The sequence below is a fragment of the Nonomuraea sp. 3N208 genome (assembly GCF_052245935.1).
Taxonomy (GTDB): Bacteria; Actinomycetota; Actinomycetes; order Streptosporangiales; family Streptosporangiaceae; genus Nonomuraea.
This window is the reverse complement of record NZ_JBQQBR010000032.1, coordinates 13,215-30,714: the sequence shown is the minus strand read 5'-3', so window position 1 is coordinate 30,714 and position 17,500 is coordinate 13,215. Positions and strand designations below refer to the sequence as shown.

The window sequence follows — 17,500 nt, the reverse complement described above, 5'->3', positions numbered from 1 at the left end:
GCCTACCCGCCCTGGGTCATGATGGTCTTCTGCTTCGAGCATTCGCCGGTGGGGCGCTTGGAGTTGCCGCGGCAGACCTGGACCTTGATCTGCAGGACGCTGCCGTAGTTCTTGCGGAAGGTCCCGGTGCCGGGCGTGCAGTTGTAGAAGCCGTAGACCTTCCAGCGCCCGTTGCGGGCGTCCTGGGCTCGCAGCACGGCCCAGGCACAGCCCTTGCCGCGGGTGTCCTCCAGGTTGCCGTACACGACATAGCCGAACTGGCTGATGGCCACCTTGCCCCAGGCGCTGGCCATGCCGTCGGCGGAGTGGACGGTGCGCCACTTCCAGATGGCCGGCGTGGCCGCGGCGGGGGCGGCCACGCCCAGCGGGAGGAGGACGGCGGTGAGAAGGGTGAGCAAACGCATGAGGGGACTCCGGGAATGGAACGTGAATCGGACACTCCTAGAGATAGGCCCCCATACTTGTGAGCGACTTGGAAGCCACGTGTTCAGGCGTTGAGCAGGTCGAGGGCGATGTCGACGATCATGTCCTCCTGGCCGCCGACGAGGCGGCGCCGGCCCACTTCGAGCAGGATGGTCCGTACGTCGATGCCGTACTGCCGGGAGGCGGCCTCGGCATGGCGCAGGAAGCTGGAGTACGCGCCGGCGTAGCCGAGGGTGAGGGTCTCGCGGTCCACCTGGACCGGGCGGTCCTGCAACGGGCGGACGAGGTCGTCGGCGGCGTCCTGGAGGGCGAACAGGTCGCAGCCGTGTGTCCAGTTGTTGAGGCTGGCGACGGCGATGAAGGGTTCGATGGGGCAGTTGCCGGCACCCGCGCCATGGCCGGCCAGGGAGGCGTCGACGCGGGTGACGCCCTCTTCAACGGCGACGACGGAGTTGGCCACGGCGAGCGAGAGGTTCTGGTGGGCGTGGATGCCGAGCTGGGTGCCGGGGTCGAGGACATCACGGTAGGCGCGGACGCGGTCGCGGACGCCGTCCATGGTGAGGCGGCCGCCGGAGTCGGTGACGTAAACGCAGTGGGCGCCGTACGACTCCATGAGCTTGGCCTGCTTGGCCAGCTCGGCAGGGGGCGCCATGTGGCTGAGCATGAGGAAGCCGGCGACGTCCATGCCGATCTCGCGGGCGGTGGTGATGTGCTGGGCGGCGACGTCGGCTTCGGTGCAGTGGGTGGCGATGCGGATGGAGCGCACGTCGAGGGAGTAGGCGCGCTTGAGCTCGGCGATGGTGCCGATGCCGGGCAGCAGGAGGGTGGTGAGCGTGGCCCGGTTCACCGCCTCGGCGGCGGCCTCGATCCATTCCCAGTCGGTGTTGCTGCCGGGGCCGTAGTTGACCGAGGCGCCGGCCAGGCCGTCGCCGTGGGCGACCTCGATGGCGTCCACCCCGGCGGCGTCCAGGGCGGCGACGATGCGGCCCACATCGTGCGGGGTGATGCGGTGCCGTACGGCGTGCATGCCGTCCCGGAGGGTGACGTCCTGGATGTAGAGGTTCATGCGGTGGCTCCTGCGATGCGCTCGGCGACGCGCAGGGCGGCCGAGGTCATGATGTCGAGGTTGCCGGCGTAGGCGGGCAGGTAGTGGGCCGCCCCTTCGACTTCGAGGAACACCGACACGCGGGTGGTGACCGGCTCGGGGGTCAGCGTGGTGACCGGCTCGTCGATGGGGGTGAACTGCACGTCCTGCTTGAGGCGATAGCCGGGGACGTACTTGGCGACCTCGGCGACCATCTCCTCGATGGACGTCCGGATGGCGTCGTGGTCGGCGTCGCCGATCAGGCAGAAGACGGTGTCGCGCATGATGAGCGGCGGGTCGGCGGGGTTGAGGACGATGATCGCCTTGCCGCGGGCGGCGCCGCCGACCGATTCGATGGCGGCGGCCGTGGTCTCGGTGAACTCGTCGATGTTGGCGCGGGTGCCGGGGCCGGCCGACTTGGAGGCGATGGAGGCGACGATCTCGGCGTAAGCCACGGGGGTGATGCGGGAGACCGCGTGCACGATCGGGATGGTGGCCTGGCCGCCGCAGGTGACCATGTTGACGTTGCGTGCGCCGAGGTGGGAGTCGAGGTTCACCGGAGGGACGACGAACGGGCCGATCGCGGCGGGGGTGAGGTCGATGAGGGTCTTGCCGTGGGGTTCCAGCTTGGCGGCGTTGCCGATGTGCGCCTTGGCGGAGGTGGCGTCGAAGATGATGTCGATGTCGGCGAAGCCGTCCATGGCGATGAAGCCGTCCACGCCGTCGTGGGTGGCGGGGACCTTGAGCCGGCGGGCGCGGGCCAGGCCGTCGGAGTCGGGGTCGATGCCGATCATCGCCCCCATTTCCAGGGTTCCCGAGAGCCGGAGGATCTTGATCATCAGGTCGGTGCCGATGTTGCCGGAGCCGATCACGGCCACCTTGGTCTTGTTCATGACGGGTCCTTGAAGGTCACGGCCACCGCGCCGAGTCCGGAAATTTCGGCACGTACGGTGACGCCGGGGGAGACGGGGACCATCGGTCCCAGGGCGCCGGAAAGGATCACCTGGCCTGCCCGGAGCGGGTCGCCGAAGTCGCGGGCGGTGCGGGCGAGCCACAGCAGCGCGTTAAGGGGGTCGCCGAGGCAGGCGGCCCCGTTGCCCTCAGAAACGATCTGGCCGTCGGCATACATGCGCATGGTGGCTTCGACCGGTTCGAACGCGCTCAGCGGCAGCCGCTCGGCGCCCAGGACATACAGCCCGCTGGAGGCGTTGTCGGCCACGGTGTCGACGATGGTGATGTCCCAGTTCGCGATGCGACTGTCCACGATCTCCAGAGCAGGGGTCGCGTAGTCCACTGCCGCCCGGACGGCCGCCAGGTCGAGGTCCTCGGAGAGGTCGGAGGCCAGGACGAAGGCGATCTCGGCCTCGACCTTCGGTTGCAGGAGGTGTTCCAGAGGAGCCGTGCCGGACACTTCCATGTCGGCGAACAACACGCCGAAGTCCGGCTGGTCCACACCGAGCTGCCGCTGCACGGCGGGGGAGGTGAGGCCGATCTTGCGGCCCGTCACCGGTGCGGTGCGGCGGGCGTTGAGGCGGCGCTGCACCTCGTAGGCGGCCGCGACGTCGGTGATGAGGCCGCGGACCGGCCGGCACGGCTTGCCGGTGAGAGCCGCGTCTGCCAGCCGGTCCACGGCCTCGTCGATGGCGGTCATCGGGTCGCCTCCGGTGCCGCCGTCGCCACTGCGAAGCCGGCGATCCACTCGGGGATGGCGCGGTAGAAGCGGGAGGTCATCCGGTACTTGGCGGTGGCCGCGAGCGAGGCGAAGGCGGCGATCCACGTGCGCACCTCGTGCGCGGAGCCGCCGCCCTCGGCGCCCATCCACTCCACGCTCCAGCCGTCCACGTCCTCGAGGCGGCCGCTCGCGAGCGTGTCCAGGACGAGGTTGTCCCAGTTCGGGTTGATGGGGATCATCGCGGTGGAGCCGGCGGCGTAGTCCCGGCCTGCCTGGATCACGCGCTGCTCGCCCCGGGCGCGCTGCTCTGGAGTGGGCGGGTGGCCCTCGATGAGGGCGTCGGCCACCCGCGGCGGAGCGCCGTCGAGCACCGGGACGGGCGGATCGTGGGAGAGCCCGCCGGAGCTGAGGAACAGCACCCGCCGGTCCAGCCCGGCGGCGGCCTCGCCGATCGCGGTGCCGAGGGCGCGGATGCGGCTGACCGGGCCGAGCGGGGTGGCCACCCCGTTGACGAAGACGGGCACGACAGGCACGTTCGCGATGCCGCCGAACAGCACCTCCAGCGGCTGCACGAACCCGTGGTCCACGGTCATCCGCGCCGAGATCGTCAGGTCGACGCCGCGGTCCAGCACACCGCGCGCGATGGCGCGGGCGGCCTCGGTGTCCACCGACAGCGCTCCCGCGGCCGAGCCGAAGTCGCCGACCGCGTTCGCCTCGGTGGCCAGGCAGAAGGGCGGCATCTCCTTGTAGAAGAAGCCGTTGTAGTGGTCGGGGGCGTACAGCACGACCAGCTCGGGGTCGAACGCGCGGACGAAGGCCCGGGCCTCGTTCACGGCGGCGTCCACGGCCGCGACGACCTCGGGCGCGGGGTCGTTCTTGCCGATGAGAGGCGAATGGGACAAGCCGACGGCTGCGGCTTTCATGAGGCGATCTCCTTAATGACGAGCTTGCCGGTGAGCCGCCCGTCGATCATGAGCTGGAAGCCCTTGTGGATCTCGTCGAGCGGCAGCGTGCGGTCGATCACCGGACGCAGGCCCGTGGCGTCCATCATCTTGAGCAGGGCGACGAGCTCGCTGCGGGTGCAGCCGGTGGAGCCGAGGATGCGCTGCTGCAGGTAGAAGATCCGGCCGAGGTCGGCGGGCGGGTTCGTGCCGCTGGTCGCGCCCGCGATGACGATCGTGCCGCCGGGACGCAGCGACTTCAGCGAGTGCGACCAGGTCGCCTCGCCGACTGTCTCGATGACGACGTCCACCCGCTCGGGCAGCCGCTCGCCGGTCGGCACCGCGGCGCGGGCTCCCCAGGCGAGAGCCTGGATCCGCTTGTCCTCGCTGCGGCTGGTGGCGTACACGACGGCACCGGCGGCGACGGCCAGCTTGATCGCGGCCGAGGCGACGCCGCCGCCCGCGCCCTGCACCAGCACCCGGTCGCCGGCGGTGATCCGCGCCTGGGTGAACAACATCCGGTACGCCGTCGTCCAGGCGACCGGCAGGCACGCGGCCTCGTCGAACGACAACCACGACGGCTTGGGGATCAGGTTGCGGGCCGGCACCGTCAGGTACTCGGCGAAGGCGCCGTCGTGCTGCTCGGACAGCAGGGCCCGGTTCGGGTCGAGGGTCTCGTCGCCCCGGCCGGCGTCCGGGTCGGCGATGACGGGGTGCACGATGACCTCGTTGCCGTCCTGGTCGTACCCGGCGGCGTCGCAGCCGAGGATGATCGGCAGCCGGTCGGGCGGGTGGCCGACGCCGCGCAGCGTCCACAGGTCATGCATGTTGAGCGAGGACGAGACGACCCGGACGATCGACCAGCCGGGCCGGGGTTCGGGCCTTGGTACGTCACCCAGGACGAGCCCGGCCAGCGGGTCGGTCGCGCTCTGGGAGACGGCGGTGGCGGCAAGCATGGCTCAACGCTGTCCGACGATCGCCGCCTTCCGACAGCGCGTGTGCCGCCGTACGGAACGACCTGTGGAACGAGCCCGGGAGAGGTGCCCCCGGCCTGGTGGCGTCAATGGTCCTCTGGCACGTGGACGTGGGTGCCGACCAGGCGGAGCAGTGCCCGGAGCGCGGCGCTGCGGCGGCGGTGCGCGGGGGTGGCGATGGACAGCTCCCAGCGCAGGGAGCTGTCTGCCAGGGGTAGCACCTTCAGGTGCGGGTCGCCGGACGGGACGGCGTACGACGGCATGATGGCGACGCCAAGACCGTGGCGGACGAAGTCGGCGGCAGTGCGTATGTCGTGGACCTCGATGCGGACGTGGCGGTGCAGGCGTGCGGCGGCCATGCGCTGGTCGACGAGGGCGCGATTGCCGTATCCGATGGGTGAGTCGACGAAGGGTTCGTCCGCGAGGTCGGCCAGCGTGACGTCGTCCTGCCGGGAGCGGGAGTGGTCGGCGGGTAGCACGGCCAGCATGGGGACGGAGGCCAGCGCTCTCAGGTCGAGTCCTGCCGGTGGGGGGCCGGGCAGGGACAGGAACGCGGCGTCGAGGGTGCCTTCCACGAGGGACTGGGCGAGGTCGGCCGATCCTCGGGCCGCCGCCCGAAGACTGACGGTGACGCCGGGGTGGTCGGCATGGAACCGCCCGATGAGCGCGGGCAGATCGAGGATGTCCAGCGAGGTCAGGGTGCCGATCGTCAGACTGCCACGCAGGCCGCCGCGCACCTGGTCGACGGCGTCGCGGGCGGCCTGCGCCGCGTCCAGTGTGGTGCGGGCCTCGGGCAGCAGGGCGACGCCGGCGTCGGTGAGTGCGACGTGTTTGGATGTGCGTTCGAACAAGAGGAGGCCCACCTCGCGTTCGAGGCTCCGGATGGCGGCGGAGAGGCCGGACTGGGCCACATGGAGGCGGCGAGCGGCTCGGGTGAAGTTCAGCTCCTCGGCCACGGTGACGAAGTACTCGAGGTGACGCAGCTCCATAAGCCATAACTATCACTATTTCTGATTGATGCGAGCATTAACGTGTGTTGGACACGATCGATGCCGGGGGTGATTGTTGGATTCAACAACGTTCGCCGATCGGAGCAGCTCATGTTCGTCAGCTCGCTGGACCGTTTCACCGGCTCCCGGCGCCCCGCGTCGGGGACGCGGGCGGTGGGGCACGGGGCCGGATTCTGGCTGATCGCGGCCGCCTTCCTGACGTCCATGGCCTTCTCGGGCGCGCCGACCCCGCTGTGGGCGGTGTACCAGCAGCACGACCACTTGTCCACGTTCACTGTCACGGTGGCGTTCGCCGCCTACGCGCTGGGCGTGGTCGTCAGCCTCTTCCTCGCCGGCCACGTTTCCGACTGGCTGGGACGGCGACGGGTTCTGCTTCCGGCTGTGTCGCTGGAAGTCGTCTCGGCCGCGATCTTCCTGTCCTCGACGTCGCTGCCCTTGCTGATCGTGGCCAGGATGGTCTCGGGGCTGGGCGTAGGTTTGATCACGGCGACGGCCACGGCGCACCTGGCGGAACTGCATCTGGCCGCGCGCCCGAACGCCTCTCGCGTCCGCGCCGATCTGGTCGCCACCGCCGCCAACCTGGGAGGCCTGGCCGTGGGGCCGCTCGTGTCCGGGTTACTCGCCCAGTACGTCTCCGAGCCGCTGCGCACCCCCTATCTGGTCTTTCTCGGCCTGCTGCTGATCAGCGCGGTCGGCGTGGCGCTCGTGCCGGAGACGGTGGAACCGGCCGGGGAGCGGCCGCCCTATCGACCGCAGCGGGTGTCCGTACCGCGAGCTTCCCGTAGCACCTACTTCGCCGCCTCCGCGGCCGCTGGCGCCGCCTTCTCCGTGCTGGGCCTGTTCACCTCGCTGGCGCCCGGCTTCGTCGCCGTCACTCTGCACCACCCCTCGCGGGCCCTGGCCGGCCTGGTGGCCTTTCTCGTGTTCGGTGCGGCGGCCACCACCCAGATGGTGCTGGCCCGCATCACGGTCAGGCACCAACTTGCCACTGGCCTGCTGCTGATGACTCTGGGCATCAGCGGTGTCACCGCCGGGGTCTGGCTGGCGAACCTCGCCCTGTTCCTGACCATGGGCATCGTCGCCGGAGCGGGCGCGGGCATCCTGTTCAAGGGTGCGGTCACCACGATCGTGTCCCTCGCCCCCGCCCATGCCCGCGGCGAGGCCCTGGCCGGTCTCTTCCTGGCCGCGTACGTCGGCCTGGCCATACCGATCCTCGGCATCGGCGTCGCCACCCGATTCGTCTCGGACCAGGCCGCCCTGCTCGGCTTCGCTGTCGCGCTCGCCGCCCTCAACGCCACGGTCGCCGGCCGCCTGCTGCGCAGGCGGTGAGTCCGCCGGCTTCCGAAGCGCTGCCTGGCGACACGGCAGCAGGCTGTCGGACGGTCGGCGGCCCCTCGCCATGACGTGTGCCGCCGTGCGGAACGATGGTTGGCACGCGGGGCGTCCGTGGCTGTTACCTGGCCCCATGACCATCGAACCCCCGCGCGGGGCCCTGCGGCGCCCGGCCGAGCTGGCGCGGACCATCGACGTCTCCGGGCTCGTCGATGCCGAGGGCGGGCTGGTGGATCGTGCCATCTTCACCGACCAGCAGATCTACCGTCAGGAGCTGCGCCGCGTGTTCGCGCCGAGCTGGCTGTTCCTCGCGCACGCCGACCAGTTCCACAAGCCCGGCGACTTCTTCACCACCTACATGGGCGAGGACCCGGTCATCGTCACCCTCGACCGCAGCCGGCGGGTCCGCGCCTACCTCAACTCCTGCCGGCACCGGGGCGCCCGCGTCTGCCGCGCCGACTACGGGGCCACCCGCAACTTCACCTGCACGTACCACGGCTGGTCGTACGACCTCGAAGGCAAGCTGGTCAGCGTGCCGAACAAGGCAGGCTACCCCGAGTCGTTCGACACGGGGGAGTGGGGCCTGGTCGAGGTGCCCCACGTCGAGAACTACCACGGCCTGATCTTCGGCACCTGGAGTCCGGACCCGGTGCCGCTGCGCGAGTCGCTCGGCGACATGGCGTGGTACATGGACGCGATGCTCGACCACGACGACGAGGGCACGGTGGTCGTGGGCGGCGTGCACAAGTGGGTGCTGGAGGGCAACTGGAAGCTGGCGGCCGAGCAGTTCGCCACCGACTGGTACCACGTCAACATGAGCCACGCCTCGGCACTCATGCTGCTCTCGCCCACCGGCAAGGGCCCCAAGGACGAGATCGTGCACCGCACCGGCCGCCAGTACGCCGGCCGGAACGGCCACGGCGCCGGCTTTCCGGTGCACCCGAGGAACCGCTTCGATGCCAAGACCGTGCACCAGTGGATGGACTACGACGCGCTGCGCGAACGCCTCGGCGACGCCCGCGTCGAGGGGCCGCTGACCAACGGGCACGCCACCGTCTTCCCCAACTTCTCCTATCTGCCGGTCAACGGCTCCATCCGGATCTGGCACCCGAAAGGCCCGGACCGGATGGAGGTGTGGGCGTGGACGATCGTCGACAAGTCCATGCCGCACGAGGTCCGCGAGGCGCAACGCCTGTACAACCTGCGCACGTTCGGCCCGAGCGGCATCTTCGAGCAGGACGACGGCGAGAACTGGAGCGAGGTGCAGGCCGTCTCGCACGGCTTCATCACCAACAACGTGCCGCTCAACTACCAGATGGGCCTCGGCTCCGAGCGCGAGGACGGCCGCCACCCCGGCACGACGAGCGAGCTCTACAGCGACGCCGCCGGCCGGGCCTTCTACGCGCGCTGGCGCGAGCTCATGACCACCCCGGCCTGGCACGAGGAGGACAAATGACTCAGGGAATCCGGGTCGCGGCGCTGGACGACATCCCCGAGGGCGAGGGCCTCGCCATCGACAAGGCGATCACCGGCACCGCCGACGACATCGCGCTGCTGCGCGACACCGACGGCAGCGTGTGGGCGCTCGACGACACCTGCACGCACGAGGACGCCTCGCTGGCCGACGGCTGGGTCGAGGACGGCTACGTGGAGTGCCCGCTGCACTCCAGCAGGTTCTGCCTGAAGGACGGCGAGGTCCAGGGCTTGCCCGCCACCAAGAGCACCTGCCCGCACCGGGTCGAGGTCCGCGATGGGGAGGTCTACCTCTTCCCGAACCAAGCGCCATGAGGGTCGTGGTGGTCGGCGGCGGCGTCGCCGGCGTCAGCACCGTCGCGGCCCTGCGCGCGGGCGGCTTCGACGGCGATCTCACGCTGGTCGACGCGGGCGAGTTCCCGTACGACCGCCCGCCGCTGTCGAAGGAGTACCTGGCCGGGTCGAGGGAACTCAAGCAGCTCGCCCTGCAGCCCCCACACTGGTACGACGAGCAGGGCGTACGGCTGATCAACGAGTCCACGGTCGCCGCCCTGCGCCCGGCTGATGGCGTGGTGGAATTGGCGAGCGGCCTGCTGCTGCGCGCCGACCGAGTGGTGCTGGCCACCGGCGGCGGCGCGGCCCGCCCGCCGATCCCCGGCGTCGGCGGCGACCACGTGCACGTGCTGCGAACGGCGCAGGACGCCGACCGGCTGCGTGCCGTGCTGACCCCCGGCGCTCGGATCCTGGTCGTCGGCGCCGGGTTGATCGGCGCCGAGGTCGCCTCGACCGCCGTCGACCTGGGCGGCGACGTCGTGCTGGCCGACCCGGTCGCCGCGCCGCTGGCCGCCGCGCTCGGCACCGACCTGGCGGCCTGGCTTCATGGGCTGCACGCTACGCGTGGCATCGCCACCGTCCGCGCAGGCGTCGAGGCGTTCGAGGAGCGGCCGGACGGCATCGTGGCCCGCTTCTCCGGCCCAGCGGCCGCGGCAGCGGATCCGTCGCGGGTGTTCGACGCGGACGCGCTGGGCATCGGCAGGCCGCACGGCGGAGCGGCTGCGGCGGCGGCCGAGCTGTCGCTGACGTTCGACGCGGTCGTGCTCGGCGTCGGCATGACACCGCAGACCGCTCTCGCCGAGTCGGCCGGACTCGACGTCGATCGCGGTGTCCTCGTGGACGCCGGCCAGGTCACCTCGAACCCGGCCGTGCTCGCGGTGGGCGACGGCGCGCGGACCCGTCAAGGGCCGCGGGCCGAGCACTGGGAGGCGGCCCAGCACGACGGCGCCCGCGCGGCGGCCACCATCCTCGGCACCGGCGCACCCGCGCCCACCGCGCCGTGGTTCTGGACGGACCGGCACGGTCGCCACGTCGAGGTCGCCGGCCACATGGAGACGGCCGATGAGGTCGTCGTCCGCGGCTCGTTCGACGACCCGTCCTTCTCCGTCTTCGGCCTGCGTGACGGGTTGGTCGTCGCGGCCGCGGCGGTCGACGACTCCACCGCCGTGCGGGCCGCCCGCCGCATGATCGACCGCCGGATCCCGGCCGACCCGGCGCGGCTGTCCGACCCGTCCGCGAACCTGCGCACGCTGCTGCGCGGCTGACGTGCCGCCCTGCGGCACACCCCGTTCCACTCCACCCTCCAGAAGGGATCGAATGAAACCGTGAGCACTGCCACCGACGCGCGGGCCGGGCTGCGTGCCGACCGCGACACCCACTTCGAGGTCGAGCAGTTCTACTACGAGGAGGCCGGCCTCCTCGACGCCGGCCGCTACGCCGACTGGCTGGACCTGCTCGCCGACGACCTCGACTACTGGATGCCCACGCGCACCAACCGGCTGCGCCGCCAGCAGGCCCTGTCGGTGGCCGCGCGCGGCGAGGCCGCCTACTACGACGAGAGCAAGGAGAGCCTGGCCTGGCGCATCCGCCGCTTCGACTCCGGCATGGCCTGGGCCGAGGACCCGCCTTCGCGGACCCGCCACCTGGTGACGAACGTGATGGTCCGGCACGTCGACCCCGCCGAACACCCCGGCTTCACTACCGATGACCTGCATGTACGCTCGGCGTTCTTGGTCTACCGCAACCGGCTGGAACGCGAGGAGAACGTCTTCGCCGGCAGCCGCACCGACCTCCTGCGCCGCACCCCGGACGGCCTCAAGGTCGCCCGCCGGACCATCCTGCTCGACCAGAACATCCTGCTGGCGAAGAACATCTCCACCTTCTTCTGAGGGGAACCCCCCGTGAAACACCACGTAGTGACCACCACCCTCGGCGACATCGCCGTCGCCGAGACCGGCGAGGGCCCGGTCCTGGTGATGCTGCACGGCGGCGGCCCCGGCGCGTCCGGCGTCAGCAACTACCACCAGAACCTGCCCGCGCTGGCCCGCCACTTCCGCGTCGTGCTGCCCGATCAGCCCGGTTTCGGCGGCAGCTACCGCCCTGCCGAGGAGGACCTGGACAAGCGGTCCATCACCGAGATCACTGTGGACGCCCTCTTCCAGGCGCTCGACGCCCTCGGCATCGGCACCTTCCACCTGCTGGGCAACAGCCTGGGCGGCGCCGCCGCGATCGCGATGGCGCAGGAGCGCCCCGACCGGGTCACCCGGCTGGTGCTGATGGCCCCCGGCGGCGGGTGGCTGCCGTTCGGGCCCACGCCCACCGAGGGGCAGAAGGAGATGTTCCGCTACTACAACGGCGGCGGGCCGAGCGAGAAGAAGATGGCCGCGTTCATCCGCACCATGGTCTTCGACCACCGGCAGTTCGGCGAGGACGTCGTCAGGAGCCGCTACGAGGCCTCGCTCGACGAGAGCCACATCGCCTTCTACCACCGCTACAACGCCGCCTTCGCCAAGCGCGGCGGCATGGACCCGCTGTGGAAGGACCTGCACAAGATCAAGGCGCCGACGCTGCTGCTGTGGGGCCGCGACGACCGCACGATCACCCTCGACGGCGCCCAGCTCATGCTCAAGCAGATCCGCGACGTGCAGCTGCACGTGTTCGGCCGCTGCGGCCACTGGGTGCAGCTGGAGCGGCAGCGCGAGTTCGAGGACCTCGTCACCGGGTTCCTGACATGAGCGGCTGGCTCGACGGGTACGCCGCCCTGATCACCGGCGGCGGCTCCGGCATCGGCCGTGCCGTCGCCGAGCGTTTCCTCGCCGAGGGCGCGTCCGTGACCATCCTCGGCCGCGACCCGCACCAGCTCGACGAGGTCATCAGCGCCGCGCCCGACCCGGCAAGGATGCACGCCGTCACCGCCGACGTCCGCGACGGCGAGGCGCTGCACGCCGCCGTCGCCGAGACGGTCGAGCGGTTCGGCAAGCTCGATACCCTCGTCGCGAACGCCGGCGTGTGGGACTACCAGCGCCAGCTCACCCGCCTGTCCGCCAAGGAGATCGACTCCGCCTTCGACGAGGTCTTCTCCATCAACGTCAAGGGCTACCTGCTGGCCGCGGAGGCCGCCTGGCCGGAGCTGGTCAAGACCCGCGGCAGCATTGTCATGACGCTGTCCAACGCGTCGTTCCATGTCAACGGCGGCGGCCCGCTCTACACCGCGAGCAAGCACGCCTGCCTCGGTCTCATGCGCGAGCTCGCCTACGAGCTCGCCCCCAAGGTACGGGTGAACGGCGTCGCCTGCGGCGGCATGAACACCGACCTGCGCGGCCCCGAGTCGCTGGCGCTCGGCGACCGCTCGATCGCGGCGTCGTTCGCCAGAAGACGGGAAAGCCCGCCGATCCCGCTGCACGACTCCAGCATCGACCCGCGCGACTTCACCGCACCGTACGTCCTGCTCGCGGCCCGCGAGCAGAGCGGTCCCATCACCGGACACGCGATCTCTGCCGACGGCGGCATCGGCGTTCGGGGTTTCGCCCGCGCCGCCGGCGGCGACCACCTCTGAGGAGCCGATCGTGCCCCACCCCCACCCCCCGGTCGACGTCAATCCCGCCTCGGCGGTCGCGCGGAACGCCCGTTACCACGCCGACGTCGTCGTCATCCGCTACCCGGACGGCGACCTCACCTACGCCCAGCTCGACGACAAGGCGGCCCGGCTGGCGACCGTCCTGTCCGACGGCGGCGTTACGGACGGAGACCGCGTCGCCTACCTCGGACTCAACAGCGCCTCCTTCCTCGTCACCATGCTGGCCGCGTTCCGGATCGGCGCCATCTTCGTCCCGGTCAACTTCCGGCTCGCCGCGCCGGAGCTGGAGCGGGTGCTCGACAAGAGCGGCGCCCGCACGATCGTCTGCGAGGAGGGGCACCGCGCACTCGTCGAGAACGTCCGCGACGGCACCGCGCTGACCCGGTTCCTCCTGGTGGACGACGACGCGGCGGTGCCTGCCACCTTCGGCGTCCCCGGATGGGAGCCCTGGTCCGGCCCGATCGCCGCGGCCGCGCCGACGCCGTCGGTGGTCGCGAAGACTTTCGACGACCCCGCGATCCTGATGTTCACCTCCGGCACCACCGGCCTCCCAAAGGGCGTCATCCTCACCCACGGCAACGCCTGGTGGAACGCCGTCAACGTGGACTTCGTCCTCGACACCCGGCGTGGCGACGTCACGTACGCGGGTGCGCCGCTGTTCCACATCGGGGCGCTCAACAGCTTCGCGTTGCGGGCCCTCGTGCGTGGCGGCACCGTGCTCGTCCGCCGCGCCTTCGACCCGGTCGGGTTCCTCGACGACCTGGCGACGTACCGGATCAACTCGATGTTCGGCGTGGCCGCGATGTTCGCCGCGCTCAGCCGGGTCCCGGGCGTCTTCGACATGGACTTCACCCCGCTGCGCTGCATCGTGGTGGCCGGCGCGCCGGTGCCGCCCGCGCTCATCGAGCTGTACGCGGCGCACGGCGTGCTCCTGCAGCAGGCGTGGGGGCTCACCGAGACCGCGCCGTTCGCCACCCACCTGCCCGCCGAGCACACTCTGACGAAGGCCGGCTCCGCCGGCATCCCGATGCCGTACACCGAGGTACGCGTGGTCGACGCGAACACCAACCAGCCGCTGAAGCCGGGCGAGGCGGGGGAGCTCGTGGTCCGCGGCCCCAACGTCACCCCCGGCTACTGGGAGAACCCCGAGGCCACCGCCGCCGCCTTCGACGAGGAAGGCTGGTTCCACTCCGGCGACATCGGCTACCTCGACGTGGACGGCTGCGTGTACATCGTCGACCGGCTCAAGGACATGATCATCAGTGGTGGGGAGAACGTCTACCCGGCCGAGGTGGAGCGGGTGCTGGCCACCATGCCGGGCGTCGTGGACGTGGCCGTCGTCGGCGCGCCCGACGAGCAGTGGGGCGAGACCGTCGTCGCGGTGCTGGCCCCGGCTGAGGGCGTGACCCTCACGCTGGAGGACGTCCGGGAGTACGCCTCCGCGCACCTGGCCAGATACAAGCTGCCCAGGCTGCTCAAGGTCGTGCGGAACGTGCCGCGCAACGCCTCAGGCAAGCTGGAGAAGATCGCCATCCGGCGCATGGTCGAGGAGGACAGCTGACATGATCACGGTGCCGCCCGTGCCCGGCCTCCCCCCGGCCCTGCATGGTGCTCGTGTCCGGCTGGAGCGCTGCGCCGCGGGGCGGCTCCGCGACGCCTACCCCGTGGCCGCCCACGACGTGGAACTGCAGGTGGACGGGGCCGGGACCGAACTCCTCCTGGCGCTGGTCGACGCCGTGAGCGTGGCCGACCCGCGATGCCGCCGCGTGGTGTACGCCGTCCAGGAAGGCGATCTGCCCCGGATCGCCGCCGCGGAGGCGGCCGGGTTCCGGTACGTCGTCGACGTGGACCTGGCCGACGCGCAGCTCAGCCTCCTGGTGGCCGAGCCCGGGTGGGCGACCAGGACCGACACGGATCTCGACCACGTACCGGACAGCTGACCCGGGGGTGGGCGCGTCTCCGGGCGGATCCTAGAGTGTGGTCGATGACATACGCAGGCATGTATGACGGCGCTCTCTGATGGGGGCGCGGTGACGGAGGTCGTGAATCCTCCGGTACGAAGCTGGGGGCCGGTCCTCAATCGCACGTTGATCGTCGTGTGCCAGAGCATGCAGGCCCTCTGCTTCGGCGGCGTCGCGTTGTTCCTCCCGCTCATCAGACAGGACCTCGGGATCAGCCCTTCGCAGGCCGGGCTGCTGGCCGCGGCGGGCACGTTCACGTACGCGCTCATGCAGATCCCGTCCGGATACCTGTCCGACCGGTTCGACACCAAGCGGCTGTTCGTGGTGGGGCTGGTGGGTACCAACCTGCTGTCGATCACGTTCGCGTTATTGGACTCCTTCGGCTGGCTCCTGGTCAATCAGGCGGTCTCGGGCGTCTTCCGTGCGCTGGTGTTCGCGCCGGGGCTGCTGCTGATCAGCCGGCAGTTCCCTGCGGACCGCAGGGCGACGGCCATGGGGCTGTACGTCGCCGGCGGTTTCTCCTCCAACATCCTGCTCAATGCGCTCGGCCCGGTGCTGGTCGGCCCGCTGGGCTGGCGCTGGCTGATGATCATGTTCGCCGCCAGCGGCCTGCTGGTGCTGCTGGCCTTCGCCAAGCTCGGCGACTCCGCCCCGCACAAGGCCGACGCGAAGCCGCCGACCTGGGCGGACGCCCGCGAGATCCTGTCGCACCGGGCCGTGTGGCTGGCCGGCTTCATCCAGTTCGTCCGGCTCGCGGTGGTCACCGGGATCGGGTTCTGGCTGCCGAGCCTCATCGTCGAGGACAAGGGTTTCTCGCTCGGCGTGGCCGGTGCCGTCGTCGCCATCGGCGCGGCGGTCACGGCACCGGCGAACTTCCTCGGCGGCTGGGTGTCCGACCGTCTCGGACGTCCGCTGGCCGTGGTCGGCGTGTCCCTGGCCATGCTGGCCGTCACGATCTTCCTCATCCCGTTCGTGGACGCCCTGCCTGCGGTGGTCGCGGTGATCGCGGTGAACTCGGTCTTCCTCCAGCTCTACTTCGGGCCGTTGTTCGCCGTGCCGTTGCAGCACGTGGGCACGGCGAACGCGGGCCTGGTCACCGGGTTCAGCAATTTCTGCGCCAACCTCGGGGGAGTGGTCTTCGCCTACGGGCTGGGCGCCTTCAAAGAGGCGACCGGCTCCTTCGACGCCGGCCTGTGGGCCCTGGCCGGCATGTGCGCCGCCGGGCTGGCCGTCACCGGGCTGATCGCCCGCCTGCCCCGCCGATGAGGCTCAGGTGCCGATGTTGGTCTGCGGTCCCGCGTACGTCCTGAGCAGGGACGGCACGTTGGCGGCCGGGTCGAGGGTGTAGGAGTAGAACGAGCTCGGGGTGAAGGCCGAGCCGCCGGTCTCCTGTTGCCCGGACGAGTTGACCACGATGCTGCCGGACTGACGCAACTGGGCGGCGTCGTCCTTGTAGTACGGGTCCTTGACCGTGTCGTAGTAGCTGTTCTCGATCACCATCTTGGTGGCGCCGCGCGCGTAGTTGCCGTAGCCGGTGACGTTCTGCAGGTAGTTGTTGTAGAGGTGCGCGTAGGCGACGTTGTCGGTGCTGGGGTTGCGCGAGTTGGTGCCGCGGAACCAGTTGTGGTGGATCGTCATCCGCGCCGTCACGTTCTCGGTCCAGCCGATGCCGAAGGTCTTGTTGTTGTCGGCCAGGACGTTCCAGGACACGGTCAGGTAGCTGTTGTCCTTGCGGCTGTCGATCAGGCCGTCGTTCATGCGGGTGATGTGGTTGTGGTCGATCCAGATGTGGTGGGCGGTGTCCATCTGGATGCCGTCGTAGTCGTAGGTGTCGTCGCCGGGGTCGTCGTCGGCCATCCGGGTGTCGCGGATGGTCAGGTTCCTGATGATGACGTTGCTCACGGCGGCGCCGAGGAAGAAGCCGCCGTTGACGATGTGGCCGCTGGTTCCGACGCCGACGATGGTCTTGTTGGACGTGACCTTGATCTCGGTGCCGTATGGCGTGACGGTGATCGGGCCGCCGACCTTGATGACGTAGGGGGCGCCGGCAGTGGCGTACCTGACCAGGTCGGCGTAGGTGGTGACGGTGACCGTGGCGCCGGCCGCGCCGCCGGTGGTGGTCGTCAGGCCGTTGCCGCTGGTGGCGGCGAAGCCGTCGGCGGTGTTGGACCAGGTGCGTCCGCCGACCGCGGTGAACAACCATTGTTTGTTGGTGTTGGCGGTGCAGGTCTCCTGGATGATCGCCGCTCCCGAGGCGGTGGAGGCGCCCTGATCGCTCATGCACAGCCCGCTGGCGACGCTGACGATCTGGTACGTGCCGCTACCGGACGCGGCCAGCCGCCACTGCTGGTTGGGCTTGGTGCCGTCGCCGCATCCCCACTGCTGGAGGCGTACCCCTGAGGCCGTGGAACCGCTGGGGACGTCCACGCAGCGTCCGCTGTTGACGTTGACCAGGTTGTAGACGCCCGAGCCTGCCGAGCGGAGGGTGAACTGCTGCCAGGCGGCACCTGAGCACCCCCACTGCTGCAACAACGCGCCGTTGTCCATCGAGCCGCCGACCACGTCCAGGCACATGCCGCTCTTGGTCACTTTGAGCTGGTAGACCCCGCCCGGCACGGGCGTGTCCGCCTGCGCCGCAGGTGGGGCCAGTCCCCAGGCGATCACCGTGAGCAGGACAACGCCTGCTGCGTGCTGCTTGCGCACGAACATGTCGTGTGCTC

18 protein-coding genes are annotated in these 17,500 nt (G+C 70.5%); 10 read left to right on the top strand and 8 right to left on the bottom strand.

What is annotated here, in order from left to right; translation table 11 throughout:
* Window positions 1-2 precede the first annotated feature (2 nt).
* The 7 genes from ACTWPT_RS39485 to ACTWPT_RS39455 all read right to left on the bottom strand — a co-directional run bounded on the left by ACTWPT_RS39485 (window position 3) and on the right by ACTWPT_RS39455 (window position 6,083).
* Window positions 3-404 carry a hypothetical protein gene (locus tag ACTWPT_RS39485; protein WP_443182636.1) on the bottom strand — a complete coding sequence of 134 codons (402 nt, stop codon included), beginning with the start codon at window positions 402-404 and terminating at the stop codon, window positions 3-5.
* 83 nt (window positions 405-487) lie between these two features.
* Window positions 488-1,489, bottom strand: coding sequence for a 4-hydroxy-2-oxovalerate aldolase (dmpG, locus tag ACTWPT_RS39480; RefSeq protein WP_443182635.1), 1,002 nt, complete (start codon window positions 1,487-1,489; stop codon window positions 488-490).
* Window positions 1,486-2,400 (bottom strand): acetaldehyde dehydrogenase (acetylating), encoded by a 915-nt coding sequence (locus tag ACTWPT_RS39475; RefSeq protein ID WP_443182634.1) that lies wholly within the window; start codon window positions 2,398-2,400, stop codon window positions 1,486-1,488. The genes dmpG and ACTWPT_RS39475 overlap by 4 nt, the downstream gene beginning before the upstream one ends.
* Window positions 2,397-3,158 carry a 2-keto-4-pentenoate hydratase gene (locus tag ACTWPT_RS39470; RefSeq protein WP_443182633.1) on the bottom strand — a complete coding sequence of 254 codons (762 nt, stop codon included), beginning with the start codon at window positions 3,156-3,158 and terminating at the stop codon, window positions 2,397-2,399. Before ACTWPT_RS39470 ends, ACTWPT_RS39475 begins: the two co-directional genes overlap by 4 nt.
* A complete protein-coding gene (locus tag ACTWPT_RS39465; protein WP_443182632.1) occupies window positions 3,155-4,102 on the bottom strand; it encodes a 3-carboxyethylcatechol 2,3-dioxygenase in 948 nt (315 codons plus the stop codon). The genes ACTWPT_RS39470 and ACTWPT_RS39465 overlap by 4 nt, the downstream gene beginning before the upstream one ends.
* Window positions 4,099-5,076, bottom strand: a complete 978-nt coding sequence (locus tag ACTWPT_RS39460) for a zinc-binding dehydrogenase (RefSeq protein WP_443182631.1) — start codon at window positions 5,074-5,076, stop codon at window positions 4,099-4,101. Before ACTWPT_RS39460 ends, ACTWPT_RS39465 begins: the two co-directional genes overlap by 4 nt.
* 104 nt (window positions 5,077-5,180) lie before the next feature.
* Entirely contained in the window at window positions 5,181-6,083 is a 903-nt protein-coding gene (locus ACTWPT_RS39455; RefSeq protein WP_443182630.1) for a LysR family transcriptional regulator, read from the bottom strand.
* Window positions 6,084-6,194: 111 nt separating this feature from the next.
* Here ACTWPT_RS39455 and ACTWPT_RS39450 point away from each other — a divergent pair, with 111 nt between their 5' ends.
* The 10 genes from ACTWPT_RS39450 (at window position 6,195) to ACTWPT_RS39405 (ending at window position 16,046) form a co-directional block, all read left to right on the top strand.
* Entirely contained in the window at window positions 6,195-7,433 is a 1,239-nt protein-coding gene (locus ACTWPT_RS39450) for an MFS transporter (RefSeq protein ID WP_443182629.1), read from the top strand.
* 136 nt (window positions 7,434-7,569) lie between these two features.
* Window positions 7,570-8,892, top strand: a complete 1,323-nt coding sequence (locus tag ACTWPT_RS39445) for an SRPBCC family protein (RefSeq protein ID WP_443182628.1) — start codon at window positions 7,570-7,572, stop codon at window positions 8,890-8,892.
* The gene (locus ACTWPT_RS39440; protein WP_443182627.1) at window positions 8,889-9,224 is read left to right on the top strand and encodes a non-heme iron oxygenase ferredoxin subunit; all 336 of its coding nucleotides are present in this window, start codon (window positions 8,889-8,891) and stop codon (window positions 9,222-9,224) included. Before ACTWPT_RS39445 ends, ACTWPT_RS39440 begins: the two co-directional genes overlap by 4 nt.
* The gene (locus tag ACTWPT_RS39435) at window positions 9,221-10,507 is read left to right on the top strand and encodes an NAD(P)/FAD-dependent oxidoreductase (RefSeq protein WP_443182626.1); all 1,287 of its coding nucleotides are present in this window, start codon (window positions 9,221-9,223) and stop codon (window positions 10,505-10,507) included. Before ACTWPT_RS39440 ends, ACTWPT_RS39435 begins: the two co-directional genes overlap by 4 nt.
* 60 nt (window positions 10,508-10,567) lie before the next feature.
* Entirely contained in the window at window positions 10,568-11,131 is a 564-nt protein-coding gene (locus ACTWPT_RS39430) for a 3-phenylpropionate/cinnamic acid dioxygenase subunit beta (protein WP_443182625.1), read from the top strand.
* Window positions 11,132-11,143: 12 nt separating this feature from the next.
* Window positions 11,144-11,977 carry an alpha/beta fold hydrolase gene (locus tag ACTWPT_RS39425; RefSeq protein WP_443182624.1) on the top strand — a complete coding sequence of 278 codons (834 nt, stop codon included), beginning with the start codon at window positions 11,144-11,146 and terminating at the stop codon, window positions 11,975-11,977.
* On the top strand, window positions 11,974-12,798 hold the full coding sequence (hcaB, locus tag ACTWPT_RS39420) for a 3-(cis-5,6-dihydroxycyclohexa-1,3-dien-1-yl)propanoate dehydrogenase (RefSeq protein ID WP_443182623.1): 825 nt from the start codon (window positions 11,974-11,976) through the stop codon (window positions 12,796-12,798). The genes ACTWPT_RS39425 and hcaB overlap by 4 nt, the downstream gene beginning before the upstream one ends.
* 10 nt (window positions 12,799-12,808) lie before the next feature.
* A complete protein-coding gene (locus tag ACTWPT_RS39415; RefSeq protein WP_443182622.1) occupies window positions 12,809-14,380 on the top strand; it encodes an AMP-binding protein in 1,572 nt (523 codons plus the stop codon).
* Window position 14,381: 1 nt separating this feature from the next.
* Window positions 14,382-14,759: a hypothetical protein gene (locus ACTWPT_RS39410; RefSeq protein WP_443182621.1), complete on the top strand. Its 378-nt coding sequence runs from the start codon at window positions 14,382-14,384 to the stop codon at window positions 14,757-14,759.
* A 90-nt stretch (window positions 14,760-14,849) separates the two neighbouring features.
* Window positions 14,850-16,046: an MFS transporter gene (locus ACTWPT_RS39405; protein WP_443182620.1), complete on the top strand. Its 1,197-nt coding sequence runs from the start codon at window positions 14,850-14,852 to the stop codon at window positions 16,044-16,046.
* A gap of 3 nt (window positions 16,047-16,049) precedes the next feature.
* Here the strand turns inward: ACTWPT_RS39405 and ACTWPT_RS39400 are convergent, their stop codons facing one another.
* On the bottom strand, window positions 16,050-17,489 hold the full coding sequence (locus ACTWPT_RS39400; RefSeq protein ID WP_443182619.1) for an RICIN domain-containing protein: 1,440 nt from the start codon (window positions 17,487-17,489) through the stop codon (window positions 16,050-16,052).
* Window positions 17,490-17,500: the final 11 nt, after the last annotated feature.